Origin of the sequence: Streptococcus sp. S784/96/1, assembly GCF_902729355.1 — a bacterium.
GTDB classification, from domain to species: Bacteria; Bacillota; Bacilli; order Lactobacillales; family Streptococcaceae; genus Streptococcus; species Streptococcus caledonicus.
Genome location: NZ_CACVCC010000010.1, coordinates 53,800 through 73,532 on the forward strand (window position 1 = coordinate 53,800; position 19,733 = coordinate 73,532).

A 19,733-nucleotide genomic window follows, 5' to 3' on the forward strand; every position below is an offset into this window, starting at 1 on the left:
CAGGGTTATATATGTGTCAAACTTTTTTTACTGCTGCTGCTAATTTTCCATAGAGAATGTAATCAACTTGCTTCAAATCCTTGATTGTCCGACAATCTAAGGAACACATAATGAGACGTAAATCGTCTTTCCATCCGTTAATGATAGCAATCACTTCTTCCACTGAATGCGTCTCAACTAATTCTAAAACGATTCGTGATAGTCCAACCGTTTTAGCCCCTAAGACAAAGCACTTAATCATGTCCAATGGATGTCTAACACCACCTGAAGCCAAAATTTCGACCTCATCTGTTAAGGCTTTCAAATTTAGCAAAGCCCGACCTGTCGTCTGTCCCCACTCATTAAGATAATCTCGATTTCCCCCACGCTGATTTTCAATATAGGCAAAACTTGTCCCGCCACGCCCTGAGATATCAAACGTTTTAATCCCTTTAGATATGGCAAAGCGAACAGTTTTTTCATCCATCCCAAATCCGACTTCTTTGAGAATAATAGGTGCATTTAACTCAGTAGCATAGCTTTCTAAGTTTTTTTTCCAAGAGCGAAACTCTCGCTCCCCTTCTGGCATGAGTAATTCCTGCATGAGATTGACATGAACTTGCAGAAAGAGTGGTTCCATCTGCTCAATGGCTTTTCGCCCAAGTTCAACAGGCTTATCAATTCCAATATTTGTCGCAAGGAGTAAATTTGGAAATTCCTCACGAAAATCAAAGGAATCTGGATGCACATTTTTTAGCGCAGCTGAGTAAGAGCCAGTTACCATGAGAATCCCTGTCGCTGCTGCCACCTGAGCCAGTTTGCGATTGACCTGCCCAGCTTTTGCCGAACCACCTGTCATGGCATTGATATAAAAAGGAAAGTTCCAATCACGACCAGCAAAATGTGTCGTCAAGTCAATCTCAGCTAAATTGTAGCTAGGAAGTGAGCAATGAATCAGCTCAATGTCATCAAAGCTATTATAAGGTGCTTGATACTTTAGGGCATATTTAATATGGTCATCTTTACGATTGGTCATTGGTCACCTCTATCCAGTAGCGTTTTGTCTCTGAGCCAACTGATGGATCGATGTAAGTATTGTCATAGTTTCCACCATTAGCAAGAATCGTTTTTTCTGACGCTACATTGTTGACATCACAAGTGACAAGCGCTCGCTTGATTCCTAACTTAGCAGCTTTTTTTAAAGCTAGTCTCAACTGTTCCTTAGCATAGCCTTTTCTTCGCTCGCAAGGACGAATAGAATAGCCAATGTGTCCAGCAAAATTGACCAAGAAAGGCTGACTAAGATTGTGTCTGATATTGCAGATACCGACCATTTTGTTATCTGCTTGACGAATACAAAGAAAAGTTGACGAAGGGACACGCTTTTCTTCTAATCCTTCCCCTTTTGCAATAGCCCTGACATGATCTAACCATTCGGTTAAGTCAGCCATTTCTCCTAATCTAGCTCCACCATGCAAGTGTTCATTTGCTTGAAAAAATTCCGACTTATAAGCTGACACTTCTTCTAGCCAGTCTACACTTGGTACGATTAACACTAACTCTTTCATAGGTTCCTTTCTTGATGTAAAAGCTCAATACCGACAGATGCCCATCGTTCAATCAGAAGCTCGCTATCTTTTTTTGAAAAACTGTAAGCAATACCACAATCACCCCCGCCAGAGCCAGAAGATTTGGTGATGGCATCTAATCCATTTTCAGATTCTTTTAGCGCTTTTAATTTGTCAATGTAAATGGCAGAGCTTAGTGACAATAACAGGTCTGAAACGGTTTGTAAACTCATTTTAAGAAGATTGTGATTACCTGTCTGCAAAGCTTCTTTGGTTTTCAGAACAGCAACCTGTGTCTGATTCAGATAATCCAATGTAATGACTGATTTAACTTGGTTAATCATATCTTTTGAAATTGCTGGTTGCCTGGTCCAACCGACTAAAAAATCAGCATGGATGCGTGGCGTCAGCCTCTCGATTGTGTAACCCCAATCCATTGCCATCAGCTCAAAGAGAGATTTGACTGAAATCTGATCTGCTATTTTTTCACGGTTAAAGGATGTATAAGCTACCAAATCATCGTAGGCTATACAGGCAATATCTCCCATAGAACCATTATCACCACGCTTAAGCAAGGTATAGGCTGACAGTTTGAATAGTTCATCTACCGTTAAGGGGATATCAAAATGCTGAGCCAGAGCTTTGATGGTTAATACCGTCACTGAACCACTCGAACCAATTCCAAACTTGAGACTATCTTTTTCCAGTTTACCTGTAATTACCAACGAAAAAGAAGACAATGGCTGACCATGGAACGTTTCAAGCGTTCTCACACTCTCTTGGATGAGGGCGTAATTGTTATCTGGAGACATATTCACTTGATAGTCAAACATGTCTGACATAATTGAAATCTGCTCAGCATCAGTAACTGTTGCTGTCATATAGATGGGAATATTCTTGATGATAGCTGTCTGTCCTGGTGTCAAAACGCTGTATTCACCAGCAATGTAAAGTTTTCCGCCAGTTTGAACTGTAGTCATCATAACTCCTTCGTCCGAGAGACAATGATTTGATAGTCTTTAGAAAAATGCTCCGCCAATCGCTCTAAATCTTCTTCTAAGCATAATACCTTGACATTTGGACCAGCATCCATTGTGAAATAGCAGCGCTCCCCTTCTTGGCGAAGCTCCTTGACCCTCCCCATTGCTTGATAAGTTTTTTCTGTTAAGTAGGAAAAGGCAGGGCTAGCAGTTTGTGTCGTTTCGTGCATACGAAGGGCATTGGCTTCCGTTAATTGCCCCACTTTTTCAAAATCATTCTCAGCCAGATAGGTCAGCATATCCTTGTAATCTTGCTCGGATTGCTTAATCCAGTCTGGGAAACTTGTTGAGGTCTCTGTACACAACTTCATCCCTTCTCGGCTAGAAATGGATTTGCGTTGGTCATTAAGAACGAGCATGATCATGGCTAATTTAAGGTCAGTTTTAACACGATAAACATCACCAGAATCCTTGTCCCAAGCAGCAAGTGGTCCAAAGAATGAACGCGATGAAGACCCTGAGGCGAATTTTGCAATCTGTGCCAGCTCAGCTTGTGTTTTCCCAGATTCAAATAGGTCATTTGCTGCTTTGACTAGCGCTGACAAACCTGAGGAACTTGAAGATAGACCTGCTGCTGTCGGCATATTGTTCCAAGTTTCGATTTTGATATATTGAGACTTATCTTTACGAAAGAGGTCTAGAACTTTTGAGACTTTAGTTAATTCTTTTTCCCCTTGCATAACATTGTCAATATACATGACGTCTGCGTCAACATTTTCCAAAAAACTTAACTTGGTCTCCGTATACATATTTTCTAAAGTCAATGAAATACTAGACGTTGAAGGAACCATCTTCTCGGCGTCAGCTTTTCCCCAATATTTTATGATGGCAATATTTGCGTAAGATTTGACGCTTACAGGCTTTCTATCCATGTGTTTATAGCTCCTTCTTCTTCTAATTTTTGTACCAAACTTTTAGCCTGTTCTTTCGTCTCTGCCAAAGCGATAATACAACCACCTAGACCACCACCAGACATCTTAGCACCTAGGGCGCCGTTGTCAATAGCGAAGCTGACTAAGTGATCTGCCTCTGGACTTGATACCGAGAGTTCTTTAAGGTTAACATGTGCTTCTGACATAACAGAGCCCAATTTCATTAGGTCCTTAGATAAGATAGCTGCTTCTGCCTTTTCCACTAAATCGCCTAACCGATGCAAATAAATAAGTGCTTTTTCTTCTAAGGCTTCTACAGCTTGAACAGCCTCCCTCGTATGTCCATGAATGCCGGTATCAGCAATAATTAAGTACGCTCCTAAATCGATTTTAATTTGTGAAAAACCAACATTTCTTATAAATTTAATCGCATGATTGCTCAGACAAGTCTTGGCATCTAGCCCACTCGGATTGGTATGTGCAATAATTTCCGCTTGATTAGCTAACATCTCCAAGACGCTCATGCTCAGAGGTTGATCAAAATAATCAAAAACCGCACGAATTGCTGCAATGGCAACAGCTGCTGAAGACCCCATGCCACGACGCTCTGGCACCATTGACTCAATCTCATAGGTGATTGGCTCATCCTTAATCCCAAGATACCGAAGGGCAGCAAAAATAGCTGTCACAAGCGGATCTGTGGCATCAAATAAAAGACGTTTGTCGGCTGGTTTAATCCGACAGGTCACTTCAATATTTTTCAAGGGTAAGGCAATTGCTGGGTAGCCATAGACAACTGCATGTTCACCCATCAAAATAATTTTACTGTGAGCCTTACCGACTCCAATTTTACTTTGTTTTATCATACTACTATTTTACCCCAAAACTGCCATTAAGGCGACAAAAAACTATTGCTTCAGACACCTTTAGGCAAGGAAAAACCACTCGACTGAGTGGTTTCATTCTTAAAATTGGCTATCATCAACAGCGTCCAACCAAGCTTTCGTTGCATTAAGTGTTTCTTCAAGCGCACCTTCTTGGAACGGTGATTTGATTCTTGCTGATTCAACCACTTGTAGGAAGGATTGCGTTCCTCCAATTTTACAGATACGCATGTAATCTTCCCAGGCTGTTTCATCATAATCAATCTGCGTGCGTTTCCAGAATTGAAGGGCACAGACTTGAGCTAAAGTGTAGTCAATATAATAGAATGGTGACGCAAAAATGTGTCCCTGACGGTACCAAAAAATACCACGGTCTAACGCCTCTGATTCTGAGTAATCTTTTGAAGGGAGGTACATTTTTTCCAAACGACGCCAAGTGGCTTTACGCTCTGCTGGTGTCATCTTAGGGTTTTCATAAACTTCATGTTGGAAATGGTCAACGAGAACACCATAAGGTAAGAAGAGAAGAGCACCTGATAAGTGACTAAACTTGTACTTCTCTGTTTGTTCCTTGAAGAACAAATCCATCCAAGGCCATGTCATGAACTCCATAGACATTGAGTGAATTTCACAAGTTTCATACGTTGGCCAAATTGCCTCTGGTGTTTCTACCCAACGTGAATTGTAAACTTGGAAAGCATGTCCTGCTTCATGGGTCAAGACATCAACATCCCCACGAGTGCCATTAAAGTTAGAGAAGATAAATGGTGCTTTATAGTCTGGCAAGTAAGTACAGTAGCCACCTGTATCTTTCCCCTCTTTAGCCACCAAGTCTAACAACTCATTTTCAACCATGAAATCAAAGAATTCTCCCGTTTCTGGTGAGAGTTCACGGTACATTTTTTGAGCTTGCTCCACAAGAAACTCTGGTTTGCCTTGAGGCGTTGCATTACCATCAAGGTACTCTAGACCTAAATCATAGTGTTTCAGTTCTTCAACACCGATACGTTTCGCTTGACGTGCACGAAGCTCATCCACAATTGGAACCACATGTTTCAAGATTTCTTGGCGGTAAGTATTGACCATCTCACGATTATAGTCAAAACGGTTCATGCTCTTATAGCCATACTCCACATAATCTTTAAAGCCTAGAGTCTTCGCAATCTCATGACGCACTTTGACCAATTCATCATACACGGTATCGAAAGCTTCCTCGTTATCTTCAAAGAAGGCAGTAACCGTATCATTAGCCTCTTTACGAGTTTCTCGATCTAGCGTTTGTCCAAATGGTCCCATTTGAGAGAGGTTATAAGTTTCCCCACGGAATTCCATTTGTGCCGTGGCCATCAAATTATTGTATCGGTCAACCAATTCATTTTCCTTTTGGAACAATGGAATCGCTTCAGAAGAGAAGGTTGCCAGCTTGTTTTCCGCTAACAGGAAGAAGGTTTCTGGTAAGAAACGTGATAGATCCTCACGGAAGGGACTCTCTAACAAGACACGGTAGTAATTGGTGGTCAGCTCTTCAAAAAGCGGCGAATACTCATTCCAAAAAGCTGTTTCCTCATTATAAAAGGCATCAGTCATGTCAATGGAATGGCGAATGCTCCAAAGTGTTGCCTGAGTGTCAATCGAAAAATTGATGGCTGTAATTTCTTTGGCAACTCTAACGGCTTCTTCTCCAGTTTGAGCATCTGCTAATTGCTGTGTTAAATCTGTTAATTGAACTTTCAACGCCTCATAATCTGGACGAACATATTTGTAATCTTTAAACGACATCATGTCCTCACTTTCTACATACTCAATCATAGTGCATTTATCATGTTTTTGCAAGGGTTTTCTCATATCAAATCAAAACGAGAGGTCGCCCCTCTCGTTCTAGTATCTAGTTCAAATCGTTGAAAACTGCTTCCATGTGGAGAATAGCTTCCGCTGGAAGTGGATTTTCTTGGTTATCATGGTTAAAGTTAAGAAGATAATTGAGACGAATTTGCATACGGTCACGGAGAAGTTGACGATAAGCATCATCAAAATCAGGAACTTCAAAACCTTCAACGTCTAGGTAATCAAAGCCACGAACATCGCCGAACTCTTTGAATTCACCCGTACCATCAACAACGCTCTCAATAATACCAAGAGTCACTTCTTTTGGAATTTTCTTACCCATATAAGAGCCAGTGTTAATCACATAGCATTGTACACCAGATTCAAAAAGTGATTGGAATTTCTTATAATCTTCAACCAATGGATACACACGGAATGGGTTAGCGTAAGGCTCAATGATGAGACTGTTGAGGCTGTCAGAAGTATTTTCAGCACTCGAACGCATGGTGGTCAAGGTACAACCCATGGTTGCTGCCATAACAGGATCAGATAAACGAACCAATGGTGGTAGCGAATCATCTTTCATAATCCAGAAGATTGATTGAATTGGATCATCAATACGGTCAACACGGTTTGGTGTCGAATAACGTGATTTCACTGTACGACCATTTCCATTTCGCACATCTTCCGTTACAAGGCGGAGCTTACCTTCTTTATCAAGAGCTACACCACAGTTTTGAACAGTCACAAAGTAATCTTGTTCTTTATGTCCAGCGGGATAGTCACTAGTCTTATCAAAGTAAGATGGTTCTAAAGCAATTGATGAGCCATCTTTTTGAGAAATGATGAAGGCATCATCGTGAAGAACATTAATCTCGTACTTGCCATCATGTTTCGCATGAGTGAGGGTAGATTTACCAGAACCTGATAGACCAAAGAATGAAGCAACGTAAGGATCTTGTCCTTTTTTCTTGAAGATTTTAAGACCGCCGTGACAAGAAACATAATTATTACGGGCCGCTGTTCCCCAAGCAAGGGTCAAAGTTGATTTTTTCAATTCACCGAAATAGTGCATCCCAAGAATAACGGCACAGTTATGGTTAGTATCAAAGTAAGCTAGCCCATCAGGATAATCTGGGTGTGACCACTCTGGATCTGAGAAGATATAAATATCAGTTTCTTCATAGCGTGGAGAGTTCTTCAAGCGTGCCAAGTAGTCTGCATTCATGATCTGGAAGTTCATCAACCATGAATAAAGGTTGTTGATATCATCTTCTGGCACCATGAGGTGGGCACGAAGCATGAACGCCTCATCAAGACCTACAATAGCATCCGCTTTATAATACTGTCTATGACGACTTTCAAAAATAGCATCACGGACAATTGGTAACAATTTCGCATCTTCCTGTGGGTTATTCCCATAGATGCGACGTGCTTTTGCAGTACGACCAACAATTGCTCCGCCATTTGCCAATAACACTTTCGCATCATCTGGAAGACCCAGTTCTTTAGTATGAGCAACCGGCATATCAAGCACAATAGTATTTGGTGCTTTCAAAGCTAACTGGTAAGCCTCAACTAACGTTTTGATTGGCTTCACATGATTTTCATAAAAAGCAGTCTCAACTGTTGTTTTCAAAGCTGAAAAGTAAGGTGTGTCCTTACGCATAACTTCTTCTGCAAAATGCTGACGTGTAACCATAGGGTTTCCTCCTGAAATTGTAATCGTTTTCTTTAATGCCAGTATACTACTTTTTTCGAGAAAGCGCTACCATTTTTGGTGAAAAATTTGATTTTCTTGAAAATTATTCTGTCTAACATCATTCGACTTCATTACTGGAGTGAATTGTTACACCCTTTCCATTATAAAAAGAATCATAAAATTCTTGATATTCAGCAACTTTTTCAGCTGAGAATAAATCAGTATCAATAACCTTTACAATTTCCCGAAATCCAATAACTGCATTAGGCTCATCTTTCTGTCCCAAGAAAACAGCATCGTCTTCAATATAAAATGTAATATTACTCCAGTCATCTGTTTCAAGAGCTTCAAAAATGATTTCTTTCCCTTTAAAAACTTTCCACACCTCTCTGGCAATCTCTCGAAAGCCTTGTTTATCAGTTACGATATCTTCAAGCGTGAGTTTTTGTCCTTTTTCAGTTAAGTAGAGATAATGATTGACTCCTTTTGTCACATATTAATCTGACAAGATACCTGGTTGATAACGTTGAATAGCGACACGGTAAGCCTTGTCACCAATCAAAGGATTAGCCAGTTTTTCTGGATAAATAATTGTAGCCAATTTGACTATTTCTTTCATTTTCGACAACTTCGGTAATGGCTTTGCCAAGTTTTGAAGTGATTACCTTAGGCATTGCGAAAAGGAGATTGCCTGAACCTTCTATGATCAGTTCCTTGTCAAAATCTACAATGGCCACTTCTAAGTAAGTTTTAAAGCGCTTCTCTTTTTTAATACTACTCCAGTAAAAGACACCGACTCCTAGCACAACTAGCAACATCAGAGAAACAATAAATTTCCAGCGTTTAAACATAACATCACATCCTTTCAAGATGTTTATATCACTTTGGAATGCGTTTACAAAAACAAAAAGACTACTTTCGTAGCCTCTTACTATACACCATATAATTCACTCAGAGTTACAAATTGGTAACCTTGATTCACCAGATAATCTAAAATAGTTGGCAGAGCATCTGCTGTTGTTCCGTGGATATCATGCATGAGGATAACAGCACCAGGCCGAACTTGACTTTGGATATTAGCTAAAATGGCTTGTGTGTTGCGATTTTTCCAATCCAAGGTGTCAACATCCCATAAAATTTGCGGATAGCCGACCGTTGCTTGGACTGTTGCATTTGTAGCTCCATAAGGTGGTCTCATGAATTTGACCGGTTTTCCAATTGCAGCTGTAATCACTTTCGTAGTTTCCTCCATCTGCCATTTGATGTCATTAACTGATAAGGATGGTAACGAAGGATGGCTCCAAGTGTGGTTACCTACTTCATGACCTTCAGCAACCTCTCTCTTTAAAATTGCCTCGTTACCAACTACAGAGTTTCCAAGAACAAAAAATGTAGCTTTAGCATTATACTGCTTTAAGGTATCTAAAATACGAGTTGTGCTAGATGGATTTGGCCCATCGTCAAAAGTTAAGGCAACGACTTTACCGGGGAGAACCACTTGTGGATGACCTTGTGCCATAGCAAGCGCTCTTTCTTTTTCTAAACGTGCTTTTTCCTCTTGATATGTACGATAAGCGTTTAAAGCATCACCTTGAAGATATTTAGAATCAAGGTGATCGTATAATTCTTTTAGAGGAAGATAGCAGACTTCGGTACCAGATATTTTTTGTGGCAAATGAATATCTAAAGCATCTGATTTTGGAACAAAAGAGAGTGTTTTCAAATCAATATTTTTAAGTTCTCCCAATTGAGTTTTCGCCGTCTCATCTAGTTTACCTTCATCAGAGAGTTGCTTTTCCATAAAACCAACCCATTTGTTAATGAAAAATGCTGTGTCAGAAACAAGGTCAGTTATTAGAAAAAGTTGACCATCCTCTTTAACATAAAGTTCCTTACCTTCTATCGTTTTTTTTAAGGTTACTTCTTTAGGATTATTAGCATACTCACGACTTTGAAGTTTATACTGTGCTACAGTTGCAAGTTCTGAAGGACTAACTTTACTATCCACAAAAGCGAGTTGCTTAATTTTAGAAGATTTCTCAGAGGAACTGCCATAGTACTCAGCAATGAGAGCTTGCATTTCTTGAGTAACAGCAGGTAGTGGTTCTTTATCTTTACCAATAGGATATGCTGCTAATACATAGGTTTGGTCAATCATCCCAGCTTGAATAGAAACTTTTTGATTTGCTGTCATGGCTTTTTCTTCCTGTGAAATGACTGTTGCAATCCGCTCTTTTTCCCACTCTTTTACCTTTTGCTGATACACCTGATAACCTATAATTACAATAACTAAAACTAGTAATACATTTACAACTCGTAGGATTTTAACCCAGTCTTTCAATGCCTTCCTCCTTGAACTGTATTATACTCATGATACTAAAATCAAGACTATTCGTCAACGAAAAATCTGAACTAATGTGGTTTAAATGTTCACTTTATAACTTAATAGGATAATTAAATTTTAAAACCATAGACTGTTATTAGCACGTCTTACTTCCAAACTCAAATGATTGAAATAATAGGCTTTAGATTTTATTTAGTAATTTTTACCCGTTGTGCTAGTGAATCAGGCATAGGCAAGAGAATATTTAGACTCACACCAAATTCACAGTGACTCTCCTCAAGTAAAAGAGAATAGATAAGTAATATGGCCTCTATTTTAAATTTGGGTGATTGTAAATTTCTGCATCGTAAATCTCCGATTCCAAACTGCTCTAAACTTGAAAATACGGTTTCTATGGGTTTTCTTAAACGGCTTATCCTATGATTTTCAAACCATGAATAGTTCGCCATATTTTTTCTTAGTTGAGAAATCAACTTAATACCATGACGTTCTAGAACTTCTTTTGTTGTCTAATCCACATAACCTTTATCACCATAAATGAGTAAAAAAGACTGTTTTCAAGAAGTTCTAAAGCAACATCTCCATCATAAACAGATGCTGGTGTTACAACATAATCAATGGGAAATCCAGTATCACTGACAAGAACAGAAAATTTCAACCTGTAATAATGTTGTTTCTTAGTCGCGTTGTAGGCAATGTTTGCGACATCTGATAAGAGAGTTGCTCGTAAGTGACGAATAGGTTGACATAAAGTACAAGGAAAGTTGTCAATTAAACCGAAAGAACAGTTTTGACAACTGTCAGAGACCATAAAGTAGCGCATGCGCTGAATGCTTTGAGCAAGATTTTGGCAGATACGACAAAAACGTGAGCGTTCTGAAAAATTATCTGGACAAAGATTACGACGAATGGCGCGATAAATAGCACTTGCGGTACGACAACCTTCTTGAAGAGCCCAGAGATAGCTGGCGATAAGAATCACATCGGATTGCTTTTGTAAGTGAACATTCGTCGATTTCTGATGTCATTAGGGACAAGGCGATGATATAAATTGATAACTTTGGTCAAGATTTTTGAAAAAATGGCTTGTGTTTGAGTGAGATTTGCGAGATAATAATTTTGGCTTTGCATATCATTTCCTCATTTCGTGATTGTTTTGAGTTTATGATATGCAAAGTTTTTTAATTTTACCAGTATTAACTAGCACAACGGGTCATATTATCTAACAATTATCTTAAATGTGATTTTGGAGTCTTCAAAGGACTAGAAGATCTTTGAAGATGGGAAATAGGTCTGCCGAATTCGGCAGCCATAAGTCTGGGAGACCTTTTTGAATGTCCCTATTTTTTAAGAAAATAACTCAAAAAGAATTTTTGGGATTTGACTCAATATTTCCAAAAAAATCCCCCAACAATTGTTAGGAGATTAAAAATATTATTTAATATCAAAGACAATAGATTTCACAGTAGTCATTGCTTCAATTGAGTATTTGATACCTTGTGTACCAGCACCAGATTTTTTAGCGCCTAAGAATGGGAAGTTATCTGTACCACGTTGAGTTTTGTTGTTGATGTGAACTGTACCAACTTCTAATTTCTCAGCAATTGAAAAAGCAAGCGGGAAATCATTTGTGAAGACTGAAGCCTGAAGTCCATATTCAGACTTATTAGACAATTCAATAGCTTCTTCAACAGATTTAACACGAATAACTGGAAGGACTGGACCAAATGGTTCTTCCCAAGCAAGACGCATGTCAGATGTTACTCTATCGAAAAGAATTGGACAGATAAGGTTTCCTTCACGAATAATTTCAGTCTTAGCGTCAGCTCCTTTTTCAACAGCATCATTGACAAGACCTTCAACGAAATCAGCAGCACCTGTATCAATAAGTGGTGTGATATCAGCATTATCTTCAGGATTACCGATAGTCAATTTAAGCACTTTTTCACGGATAATTTCAACAAGCTCATCAGCTACTTCTTCTTGAACAAGAACACGTTTCACCGCTGTACAACGTTGACCAGAGTAACCAAAGGCACCATCTACAATATTTTTAGCAGCTAGTTCAAGATCAGCATCTTTCAATACGATAGCTGAGTCCTTACCACCAAGTTCAAGCATGATTGGGCGCATACCAGCCAATTTACCGATACGTTCACCAATTGGAGTTGAACCAGTGAAATTGATAAAGTTTACAGCTTCATGCTCAACAATGTAGTCACCGATAACAGAACCACGACCTGTAATTGTGCTAAACACACCTGCTGGAAGTCCAGCTTCTGCAAAAGCTTCTGCCAAAAGGATTCCTGAAATAGAACCTTGTGTTGGGGGTTTAAGGGCAACCACATTACCTGAAATCAAAGCTGGAGCAATTTTAGAACCAGCAAGATTCACAGGGTAATTAAATGGTGAAATTGCTAGAACAAGTCCCAAAGGTTCGCGACGAACAATAGCAATTTTTTTCTTGCTTGCAGCATCAAAGCTACCGCCTTCAAGAACTTCACCTTCCATACGCACGCCTTCTTCAGCTGCATAGCGGATAATGTCAGCTGTACGAACAACTTCAGAAACTGCTGCTTTGTAACCTTTAGCAACTTCTTGAGATAGAATAGCACCGATTTTTTCAGCATCGCGGACAAGAATATCAGCTGCTTTGTGAAGATAGGCCGCACGTTCAACGTATGAGAGTGCACGCCAAGCTGGTTGAGCAGCCTTAGCTGTTGCATAGACATAATCAACATCCTCTTGACTCATTGCTGGAACAGAACCTAGCTCTTTACCAGTCGCTGGTTCGTAAATTTTAATTTCATTGTCAGAAAGTTTCCATTCACCGTTGACAAGGTTTTTGTATTGTTTAGTCAAAATGATTCTCCTTTAAGTTTAATAGGTATATTGTAGCACATTTTTCAGAATATACAACAATTTCAACACTCAAACTGTACCGATTGGTACAATCTATGTTGTCATTGTAGCACTTTCATTTTTATTGTCAAAAATTTAATACGATATTTAAAAAATTCTTCATAAATACTTATTTTTTAGAAGTGAAAAATTGCAACATAACACTGATTAATTTAACCAGTAAAATCATGACAGTACTTACTAAAACGTAATTAAACAGAATATTTGTCGTATGAATCAGCGGCGTATCTGTCAAGAATCCGTAATTAGCTAAAGTAAGATAATTGACAATAACCAAAGCAAGATTTAAGCCAAGAGTAATGCTGATAACCTGGCACCAACTGAGTTCTGGCTCTCCTTTTTCAAAAAGATAAGCCAGCGACAGGATTAGTAGAGAATAATGTCCGATAAAAAAGAAAGTATTCGTCACATGGACAAGCGGATAGGGGTAAAAAGCAGGGACAGCAACTGCCAAAACGGCGCCAACGACGCCAAGTAACGCAAAGTAATGTTTAAAGATATTTCTAGTTGGAAATAATAAGATAGTAAACATCCCTATGCGACAATGATAAAGAGGTAGCGCTTCGTTTAAGGGAAAGCCAATTCGTACATACCACAAATAGACTAAAAGCATCATAAGGGATAATACACTTCTCACAGCAATGATAAATCGATGAGAACCTCTATAGCGATATCCCAAATAAAAGCAAATCGGAAGACCTAATAGACTCAGTAGGGTTCCAAACAGTGGCAAAGTCAAAACGCTGGTAGGTACGGTACTGAAGAAATCCAAATTACACTCCCTCCAATACTTGAACAACTTGACTTAACCGCATCGAATTAGATCCTTTAAGTAGAATCTGATCATTAGGTTGCAACAATTCAGTAATCTGGACAATCATTTGGGCAAACTGATCTTCTTCTGCTGTTTTCTTAAAATAATAAACATGACCAATCGGGAACATTTGACTGGCTAATTGGGCAAGCTCTGCAATGTCTTCTCCGTAGAAAATGACTGTATCAATCATTTCTGGATTTAAACTCATGATCATGTGATTATGTAGCATTACAGAATGTTCACCTAATTCTTTCATGTCTGCTAATACAGCAATTTTTTTACCATTTGCATTAGCCGGAACACTTGAAAAAGTTTCTAAAATTAAACGCATAGCTGTTGGATTGGCATTATAGACATCTGATAAAATATCAGCACCATTAGCAGCTTTTTTCCACTCGGTACGGTTGCGTGTCAAGTTAAGCTGTGATAAGGCTAAGATAATATTTTCTTCGGTAACCTCTAAAAGTTTTCCGACGTAAGCTGCAACCATAGCATTTGTAGCGTTATACTTTCCTGGTACTGGGAGGGTAATAGCCGAGCTCATGAAATTAGTCTTGAATGTTAAACTTTCTTTTTCTTCTACCAAGTTCAAGACCTTAAGCTCTGCCTTGTCTCCAAAGCGGTGAATGCTTAGACCATCAGGTAGGTAGGTATCTACAATGGTATCTTCTGGTAATAATAAAGTAGCACCGCTTGGCATACCATCTGCTAGCTGCATCTTGCCTTCCGCAATTTTCTCACGCGTTCCAAAGAACTCTAAGTGAGCCTCGCCTATCAACGTAATGACACCAATGCTTGGTTTGGATAACTCAGATAAGAGTTTGATATCGCCAAGGTGATCTTGCCCCATCTCTAAAACGATTTTCTCGGTGTCTTCTGGCATATGAAGAACCGTGTAAGGCAAACCAATTTCATTATTATAGTTGCCCTGTGTCTTATAGGTTTTATAAGTTGTTGCTAGGATATCATGAATCATATCTTTAGTGGTTGTTTTTCCATTAGAGCCTGTGACTGCAATGACTTCAACAGCCATTTTTTCAAGATAATAAGCAGCCAATTCCTGAAATACCTTTAAGCAATCTTCCACTAAAATATGCGGGAAATCAACTTTTCTTTCTGAAAAAGTGACTACAGCACCATTTTCAAAAGCTGTCGCTATAAAATCATGCCCATCACGTGCTCCTTTGAGAGGCAGAAAGATATCTCCTGTCCCTATAAGTCGACTATCAAACTCAATTTTATTCAATGAGAGGTCTTCAAAAATAGACACATCATTTTTTGCTCTCACAACACGCGCAATTTCGTGTAAGGTTAAATCCATATTAGTCCTTTCGTTAACGTACATAGTTCACCATTTTGATGATTGTCTTGACTGAATAGTGCAGCCAGTTTGGCCTATTTTTATCAATCCCGATTACCTAATCTAACCAGCTATATGGTAACTATCATAATACGGCTCCCGTTATTGTTCTAGAAAATTATTGTTATAAAAGATCAAAAAAAGAGCTTAAGCTCTCTCATTATATCATATTTTAAATCAAATGACTTTCTCGCTTGTGAAACATCTCTTGAGCTAGACGAACGAGGGTTTCAATTAAGTCTGGATACTGTAATCCCATATTGTCCCAAAGAAGTGGGTACATTGACCATTGCGTAAAGCCTGGCATGGTATTTAGTTCATTGAGGTAAATTGAACCATCCTCTGTCAAGAAGAAGTCACAACGGGATAGCCCACAACCTCCAATAGCACGGAAAGCTTTTGCAGCATAATCACGCATCTGGTTCATGACTTCTACTGGAATCTCCGCTGGGATAGCCATTGTAATTTTGTTATCAATATATTTGGCTTGATAATCATAAAAGGCAACATCTTTAACCACTTCTCCAGCTTCAGTTGTCTTGACATCAGTATTGCCTAGAAGTCCAACCTCAATTTCACGCGCAACGACTCCCTGTTCGATAAGGATACGGCTGTCATATTTTAGGGCCAGGGAAATAGCAGAGCGAAGACTAGCTTCATCTTCTGCCTTGCTGATTCCTACAGACGACCCCATATTAGCCGGCTTGACAAAAATAGGGAAGGTCAGTTTAACTAAAGTATCAGAAATAACTTTTTCTAAGTCTTCACCTTCGATGAATACCGTATAAGCCACCTGCGGAACACCAGCAGACTCAAGAACACGCTTGGTTGTGATTTTGTCCATCGCAACACTTGATGACAAAATATTAGTCCCTACATAAGGCATTCTCAAAACCTCAAGGAAACCTTGGATGGCACCATCTTCTCCCATTGGACCGTGAAGGACAGGGAAAACAACAGCACCTTCTTCGTAAATATCACTTGGACGAATTTCTTGATCGTCCGCAATGGTGTCGTTAGTCATCAACTTTTCGTCAGCACTAGGTGTTTCAGAAAATTCTTGTGTTTTAATGAAACGGCCTGTTTGTGTGATGAAGTAAGTTTTAACAGAAAACTTTTCATAATTAACCGCACGCATAACACTCTCTGCAGAAAGGACCGACACTTCACGCTCCGCAGAACGTCCACCATAAAGCAAAATTAGAGTTTCTTTAGACATTTCTTCTCTCTTTTCCATGTATCGTATTTTCTCATTTTATCATAATTTAGCTGTAAATACAAAGTTGATAATAATGTAAGAAATACTGATATTTTTCGTGCAATTTTCCTAAAAAGGAGTATAATATATAAGATATTAAAAGAGAGGTAAAACATATCGACATTCAAGATATGTTTCAGGATGTTTAATCCATGAGAATTATTGTAGTTGGTGCTGGAAAAGTCGGCTCCGCTCTATGCCGCTCATTAGTTGATGAAAAGCATGATGTTACTTTAATTGAAGACAATGAACAAGTTCTTAAACAAATCGTTAAACGTCACGACATGATTGGTATTGTCGGAAATGGAGCTAATTTTAAGATTTTAGAACAGGCTGAGATTAAAAATTGTGATATTTTTGTTGCACTGACAGATAAAGATGAATTGAATATGATTGCAGCTGTACTAGCTAAGAAAATGGGGGCTAAAGAAACTGTCGTTCGTGTTCGTAATCCTGAGTATTCGAATACCTACTTTAAAGATAAGAACTTCTTAGATTTTTCACTCGTAGTCAATCCAGAGCTTTTAACAGCTCGTTATATTGCCAACAGTGTTGAATTCCCAAACGCTAAGTCTGTTGAGCACTTTGTCAATGGACGTGTCATGTTAATGGAATTCAAAATTTCCGACGGTAGCAAGCTTTGTAACCTACAATTAAGCCAATTCCGTAAGAAATTTGGAAATATTCTTGTTTGTGCCATTCAACGTGGACAAGATATTATTATTCCTGATGGAGATGCTACATTACAGACCGGTGATATCATTTTCGTCACAGGAAATCGTGTTGAAATGATTCTTTTTCATAATTTTGTTAAATCAAAGGCAGTGCGTCGCATGCTATTAATTGGTGCGGGTAAGATTTCTTATTACTTGCTCAATATCTTTAGAAATAGCAAAGCACATGTGAATGTTAAGATTATCGAAGTTGATGAAAAACGCGCTCGATGGTTTAGTGAGGAATTCCCTGAAACTCACGTCGTACAGGGAGATGGAACAGCCAAAAGCGTCCTCTTAGAAGAAGGGGTCGAACACTTTGACGCCGTTGCCACACTAACACCGATTGATGAAGAAAACATCATTACATCAATGTTTTTAGAAAAAATTGGTGTCCGCAAAAACATTACCAAAGTTAACCGTACAAGCTTGTTGGAAATTATCGACCGTGAAGAATTTTCAAGTATTGTAACACCAAAACGTATTGCTGTTGACAATATTATGCACTTTATCCGTGGTCGTAAAAATGCTCAAGACGCCTCTAGCCTTGATGCCCTCCACCATGTTGGAGATGGGCGCATAGAGACCCTCCAATTTGAAATCCGTGAAGGTAATCAAATGGTTGGAAAATCACTAGCTGAACTTCGTTTTAAGTCAGATGTGTTGATTGCAGCAATCATTCGTAACGGGAAGCCAATCTATCCAACAGGTGATGACATTTTAGCTATTGATGATAAGCTCGTTGTTATTACGCTTTTGCAGAACATCACAAACTCTTTTGAATTGTTAGCGAGGTAAGTCATGAACCGTTCTATGATTAGATTTCTCCTTGCTAAACTTCTTTTAATTGAGGCTGCGTTACTGTTTGTCCCATTGATTGTAGCAATCATTTACCAAGAAAAGGCAAATATCTTATGGGCAATCTTGGGGACGCAGGCTATTCTACTTATCTTAGGCATGCTAGGCATTATAGCCAAGCCTAAAAATCTTCATATTTACACTAAAGAAGGCTTGCTGATCACAGCCCTAGTCTGGATTCTTTGGTCCTTCTTTGGAGCACTTCCCTTTGTCTTTTCTGGTCAAATTCCAAATATTATTGATGCCTTCTTTGAAGTGTCTTCTGGTTTTACAACAACAGGGGCAACTATTTTACCAAATGTTGCTGTCTTATCTCACTCCTTACTTTTTTGGCGTAGCTTTACCCATTTAATCGGTGGTATGGGGGTACTGGTTTTTGCACTGGCGATTATGGATAATAGTAAAAATGCCCATCTAGAGGTTATGAAAGCCGAAGTTCCTGGACCGGTATTTGGTAAAGTTGTTGCACGATTAAAAAATACTGCCCAAATTTTATATATTATTTATTTGGCAATGTTTGCTATCTTAACACTCATTCTCATCATTTCTGGAATGCCTTTTTACGATAGTTTAGTCACTGCGATGGGGACGGCTGGTACTGGTGGTTTTGCGGTATATAATGATTCGATTGCTCACTATAACAGTTCATTGATTACCAATGTTGTATCCATCGGTATGCTGGTTTTTGGGGTTAATTTCAATCTTTATTATCTCCTTTTAATCCGCAAATTAAAAACCTTTATCGGAGACGAGGAACTTCGTGTTTATCTTGGTATTGTAGCAATGGCGACTGTTATGATTTTTCTAAATGTTAGTCACCTCTATCCAACGGTTCAAAAGGGTTTAGAATTATCATTTTTCCAAGTAACTTCTGTGATTACCACGACTGGTTTTGGAATAACCGATATCACTGCCTGGCCACTTTTTTCACAAGTTATTTTGTTATTATTAATGTTTATTGGTGGCTCTGCTGGGTCAACCGCTGGTGGAATCAAAGTTGCTCGAGCGATGATTATTTCCAAAATTTCGCGACTTCAAGCCCTTTCAAGCCTCTATCCCAACAGAATTATGACCATTCACATCAATCATCAGCCTCTTGATAAAGCAACGCAACATAGTGTCCTTAAATATTTAGGAATCTATGTGCTCATCATGCTAGGCTTAACCTTAAGCTTATCTCTTGATCATGATAATATGATGGTGGTCATTAGTGCTGTAGCCTCAACGTTTAACAATATTGGGCCGATGCTAGGTACCGCTGATACCTTTGCTATCTTTAGCCCATTTTCTAAACTGCTCCTTTCCTTTGCTATGATTGCAGGACGTTTGGAAATTTACCCAATCCTACTTCTATTCATTCCAAAGACCTGGAGCAAATACTAATCCACCAAGAGGCTGGGCAAAAACTAGTTTCAGAACACACAAAAAAAAACGGGCATTTCCGCAGTTGGAGATGCTCGTTTTCTTATGCCATGGTTTATAATTATAATAACCACAAAACAACTAGAAAGCCATGACTATGTATAAAGAGTATAACACAAATCAATTGAGTTTGGAACTAAATCTTGCTTACGATATCCCCATGAATCATG

16 protein-coding genes and 1 pseudogene are annotated in these 19,733 nt (G+C 38.9%); 2 read left to right on the forward strand and 15 right to left on the reverse strand.

What is annotated here, in order from left to right:
- Window positions 1–16: 16 nt before the first annotated feature.
- The 15 genes and pseudogenes from fni to GZ996_RS05185 all read right to left on the reverse strand — a co-directional run bounded on the left by fni (window position 17) and on the right by GZ996_RS05185 (window position 16,531).
- On the reverse strand, window positions 17–1,015 hold the full coding sequence (fni, locus tag GZ996_RS05115; RefSeq protein WP_156805256.1) for a type 2 isopentenyl-diphosphate Delta-isomerase: 999 nt from the start codon (window positions 1,013–1,015) through the stop codon (window positions 17–19).
- Entirely contained in the window at window positions 1,002–1,547 is a 546-nt protein-coding gene (locus GZ996_RS05120; RefSeq protein ID WP_162011482.1) for a GNAT family N-acetyltransferase, read from the reverse strand. Before GZ996_RS05120 ends, fni begins: the two co-directional genes overlap by 14 nt.
- Complete coding sequence (locus tag GZ996_RS05125; RefSeq protein WP_156805258.1) at window positions 1,544–2,527, reverse strand: phosphomevalonate kinase; 984 nt, start codon at window positions 2,525–2,527, stop codon at window positions 1,544–1,546. The genes GZ996_RS05120 and GZ996_RS05125 overlap by 4 nt, the downstream gene beginning before the upstream one ends.
- Window positions 2,527–3,459, reverse strand: a complete 933-nt coding sequence (gene mvaD / locus GZ996_RS05130) for a diphosphomevalonate decarboxylase (RefSeq protein ID WP_156805259.1) — start codon at window positions 3,457–3,459, stop codon at window positions 2,527–2,529. The genes GZ996_RS05125 and mvaD overlap by 1 nt, the downstream gene beginning before the upstream one ends.
- On the reverse strand, window positions 3,441–4,325 hold the full coding sequence (gene mvk / locus GZ996_RS05135) for a mevalonate kinase (RefSeq protein WP_338014794.1): 885 nt from the start codon (window positions 4,323–4,325) through the stop codon (window positions 3,441–3,443). The genes mvaD and mvk overlap by 19 nt, the downstream gene beginning before the upstream one ends.
- A gap of 99 nt (window positions 4,326–4,424) precedes the next feature.
- Window positions 4,425–6,122, reverse strand: coding sequence for a M3 family oligoendopeptidase (locus GZ996_RS05140; RefSeq protein ID WP_162011491.1), 1,698 nt, complete (start codon window positions 6,120–6,122; stop codon window positions 4,425–4,427).
- Between the two features lie 106 nt (window positions 6,123–6,228).
- The gene (locus tag GZ996_RS05145) at window positions 6,229–7,869 is read right to left on the reverse strand and encodes a phosphoenolpyruvate carboxykinase (ATP) (RefSeq protein WP_161978447.1); all 1,641 of its coding nucleotides are present in this window, start codon (window positions 7,867–7,869) and stop codon (window positions 6,229–6,231) included.
- 118 nt (window positions 7,870–7,987) lie between these two features.
- Window positions 7,988–8,362, reverse strand: a complete 375-nt coding sequence (locus GZ996_RS05150; protein WP_162011483.1) for a hypothetical protein — start codon at window positions 8,360–8,362, stop codon at window positions 7,988–7,990.
- Window positions 8,363–8,435: 73 nt separating this feature from the next.
- Entirely contained in the window at window positions 8,436–8,720 is a 285-nt protein-coding gene (locus GZ996_RS05155; RefSeq protein ID WP_162011484.1) for a hypothetical protein, read from the reverse strand.
- A gap of 80 nt (window positions 8,721–8,800) precedes the next feature.
- A complete protein-coding gene (locus tag GZ996_RS05160; RefSeq protein WP_156805263.1) occupies window positions 8,801–10,210 on the reverse strand; it encodes a polysaccharide deacetylase family protein in 1,410 nt (469 codons plus the stop codon).
- A gap of 225 nt (window positions 10,211–10,435) precedes the next feature.
- Window positions 10,436–11,344, reverse strand: a pseudogene (locus tag GZ996_RS12200) (IS982 family transposase).
- Window positions 11,345–11,647: 303 nt separating this feature from the next.
- Entirely contained in the window at window positions 11,648–13,075 is a 1,428-nt protein-coding gene (locus tag GZ996_RS05170; protein ID WP_156805264.1) for an NADP-dependent glyceraldehyde-3-phosphate dehydrogenase, read from the reverse strand.
- 169 nt (window positions 13,076–13,244) lie between these two features.
- A complete protein-coding gene (locus GZ996_RS05175; protein WP_162011485.1) occupies window positions 13,245–13,907 on the reverse strand; it encodes a TMEM164-related integral membrane acyltransferase in 663 nt (220 codons plus the stop codon).
- 1 nt (window position 13,908) lies between these two features.
- Window positions 13,909–15,273 carry a UDP-N-acetylmuramoyl-tripeptide--D-alanyl-D-alanine ligase gene (locus tag GZ996_RS05180; protein WP_162011486.1) on the reverse strand — a complete coding sequence of 455 codons (1,365 nt, stop codon included), beginning with the start codon at window positions 15,271–15,273 and terminating at the stop codon, window positions 13,909–13,911.
- Window positions 15,274–15,484: 211 nt separating this feature from the next.
- On the reverse strand, window positions 15,485–16,531 hold the full coding sequence (locus tag GZ996_RS05185) for a D-alanine--D-alanine ligase (RefSeq protein WP_162011487.1): 1,047 nt from the start codon (window positions 16,529–16,531) through the stop codon (window positions 15,485–15,487).
- Between the two features lie 191 nt (window positions 16,532–16,722).
- Between GZ996_RS05185 and trkA the strand changes: the two genes are divergently transcribed.
- On the forward strand, window positions 16,723–18,081 hold the full coding sequence (gene trkA, locus GZ996_RS05190; protein ID WP_156805268.1) for a Trk system potassium transporter TrkA: 1,359 nt from the start codon (window positions 16,723–16,725) through the stop codon (window positions 18,079–18,081).
- 3 nt (window positions 18,082–18,084) lie between these two features.
- Window positions 18,085–19,524, forward strand: a complete 1,440-nt coding sequence (locus tag GZ996_RS05195) for a TrkH family potassium uptake protein (RefSeq protein ID WP_161978454.1) — start codon at window positions 18,085–18,087, stop codon at window positions 19,522–19,524.
- Window positions 19,525–19,733: the final 209 nt, after the last annotated feature.

What these genes read in the sequence shown, in the direction of transcription:
- fni (WP_156805256.1), bottom strand. Translation starts at nt 1,015, where the DNA reads ATGACCAATCGTAAAGATGACCATATTAAATATGCCCTAAAGTATCAA.
- GZ996_RS05120 (WP_162011482.1), bottom strand. Translation starts at nt 1,547, where the DNA reads ATGAAAGAGTTAGTGTTAATCGTACCAAGTGTAGACTGGCTAGAAGAA.
- GZ996_RS05125 (WP_156805258.1), bottom strand. Translation starts at nt 2,527, where the DNA reads ATGACTACAGTTCAAACTGGCGGAAAACTTTACATTGCTGGTGAATAC.
- mvaD (WP_156805259.1), bottom strand. Translation starts at nt 3,459, where the DNA reads ATGGATAGAAAGCCTGTAAGCGTCAAATCTTACGCAAATATTGCCATC.
- mvk (WP_338014794.1), bottom strand. Translation starts at nt 4,325, where the DNA reads ATGATAAAACAAAGTAAAATTGGAGTCGGTAAGGCTCACAGTAAAATT.
- GZ996_RS05140 (WP_162011491.1), bottom strand. Translation starts at nt 6,122, where the DNA reads ATGTCGTTTAAAGATTACAAATATGTTCGTCCAGATTATGAGGCGTTG.
- GZ996_RS05145 (WP_161978447.1), bottom strand. Translation starts at nt 7,869, where the DNA reads ATGGTTACACGTCAGCATTTTGCAGAAGAAGTTATGCGTAAGGACACA.
- GZ996_RS05155 (WP_162011484.1), bottom strand. Translation starts at nt 8,720, where the DNA reads ATGTTTAAACGCTGGAAATTTATTGTTTCTCTGATGTTGCTAGTTGTG.
- GZ996_RS05180 (WP_162011486.1), bottom strand. Translation starts at nt 15,273, where the DNA reads ATGGATTTAACCTTACACGAAATTGCGCGTGTTGTGAGAGCAAAAAAT.
- GZ996_RS05185 (WP_162011487.1), bottom strand. Translation starts at nt 16,531, where the DNA reads ATGTCTAAAGAAACTCTAATTTTGCTTTATGGTGGACGTTCTGCGGAG.
- trkA (WP_156805268.1), top strand. Translation starts at nt 16,723, where the DNA reads ATGAGAATTATTGTAGTTGGTGCTGGAAAAGTCGGCTCCGCTCTATGC.
- GZ996_RS05195 (WP_161978454.1), top strand. Translation starts at nt 18,085, where the DNA reads ATGAACCGTTCTATGATTAGATTTCTCCTTGCTAAACTTCTTTTAATT.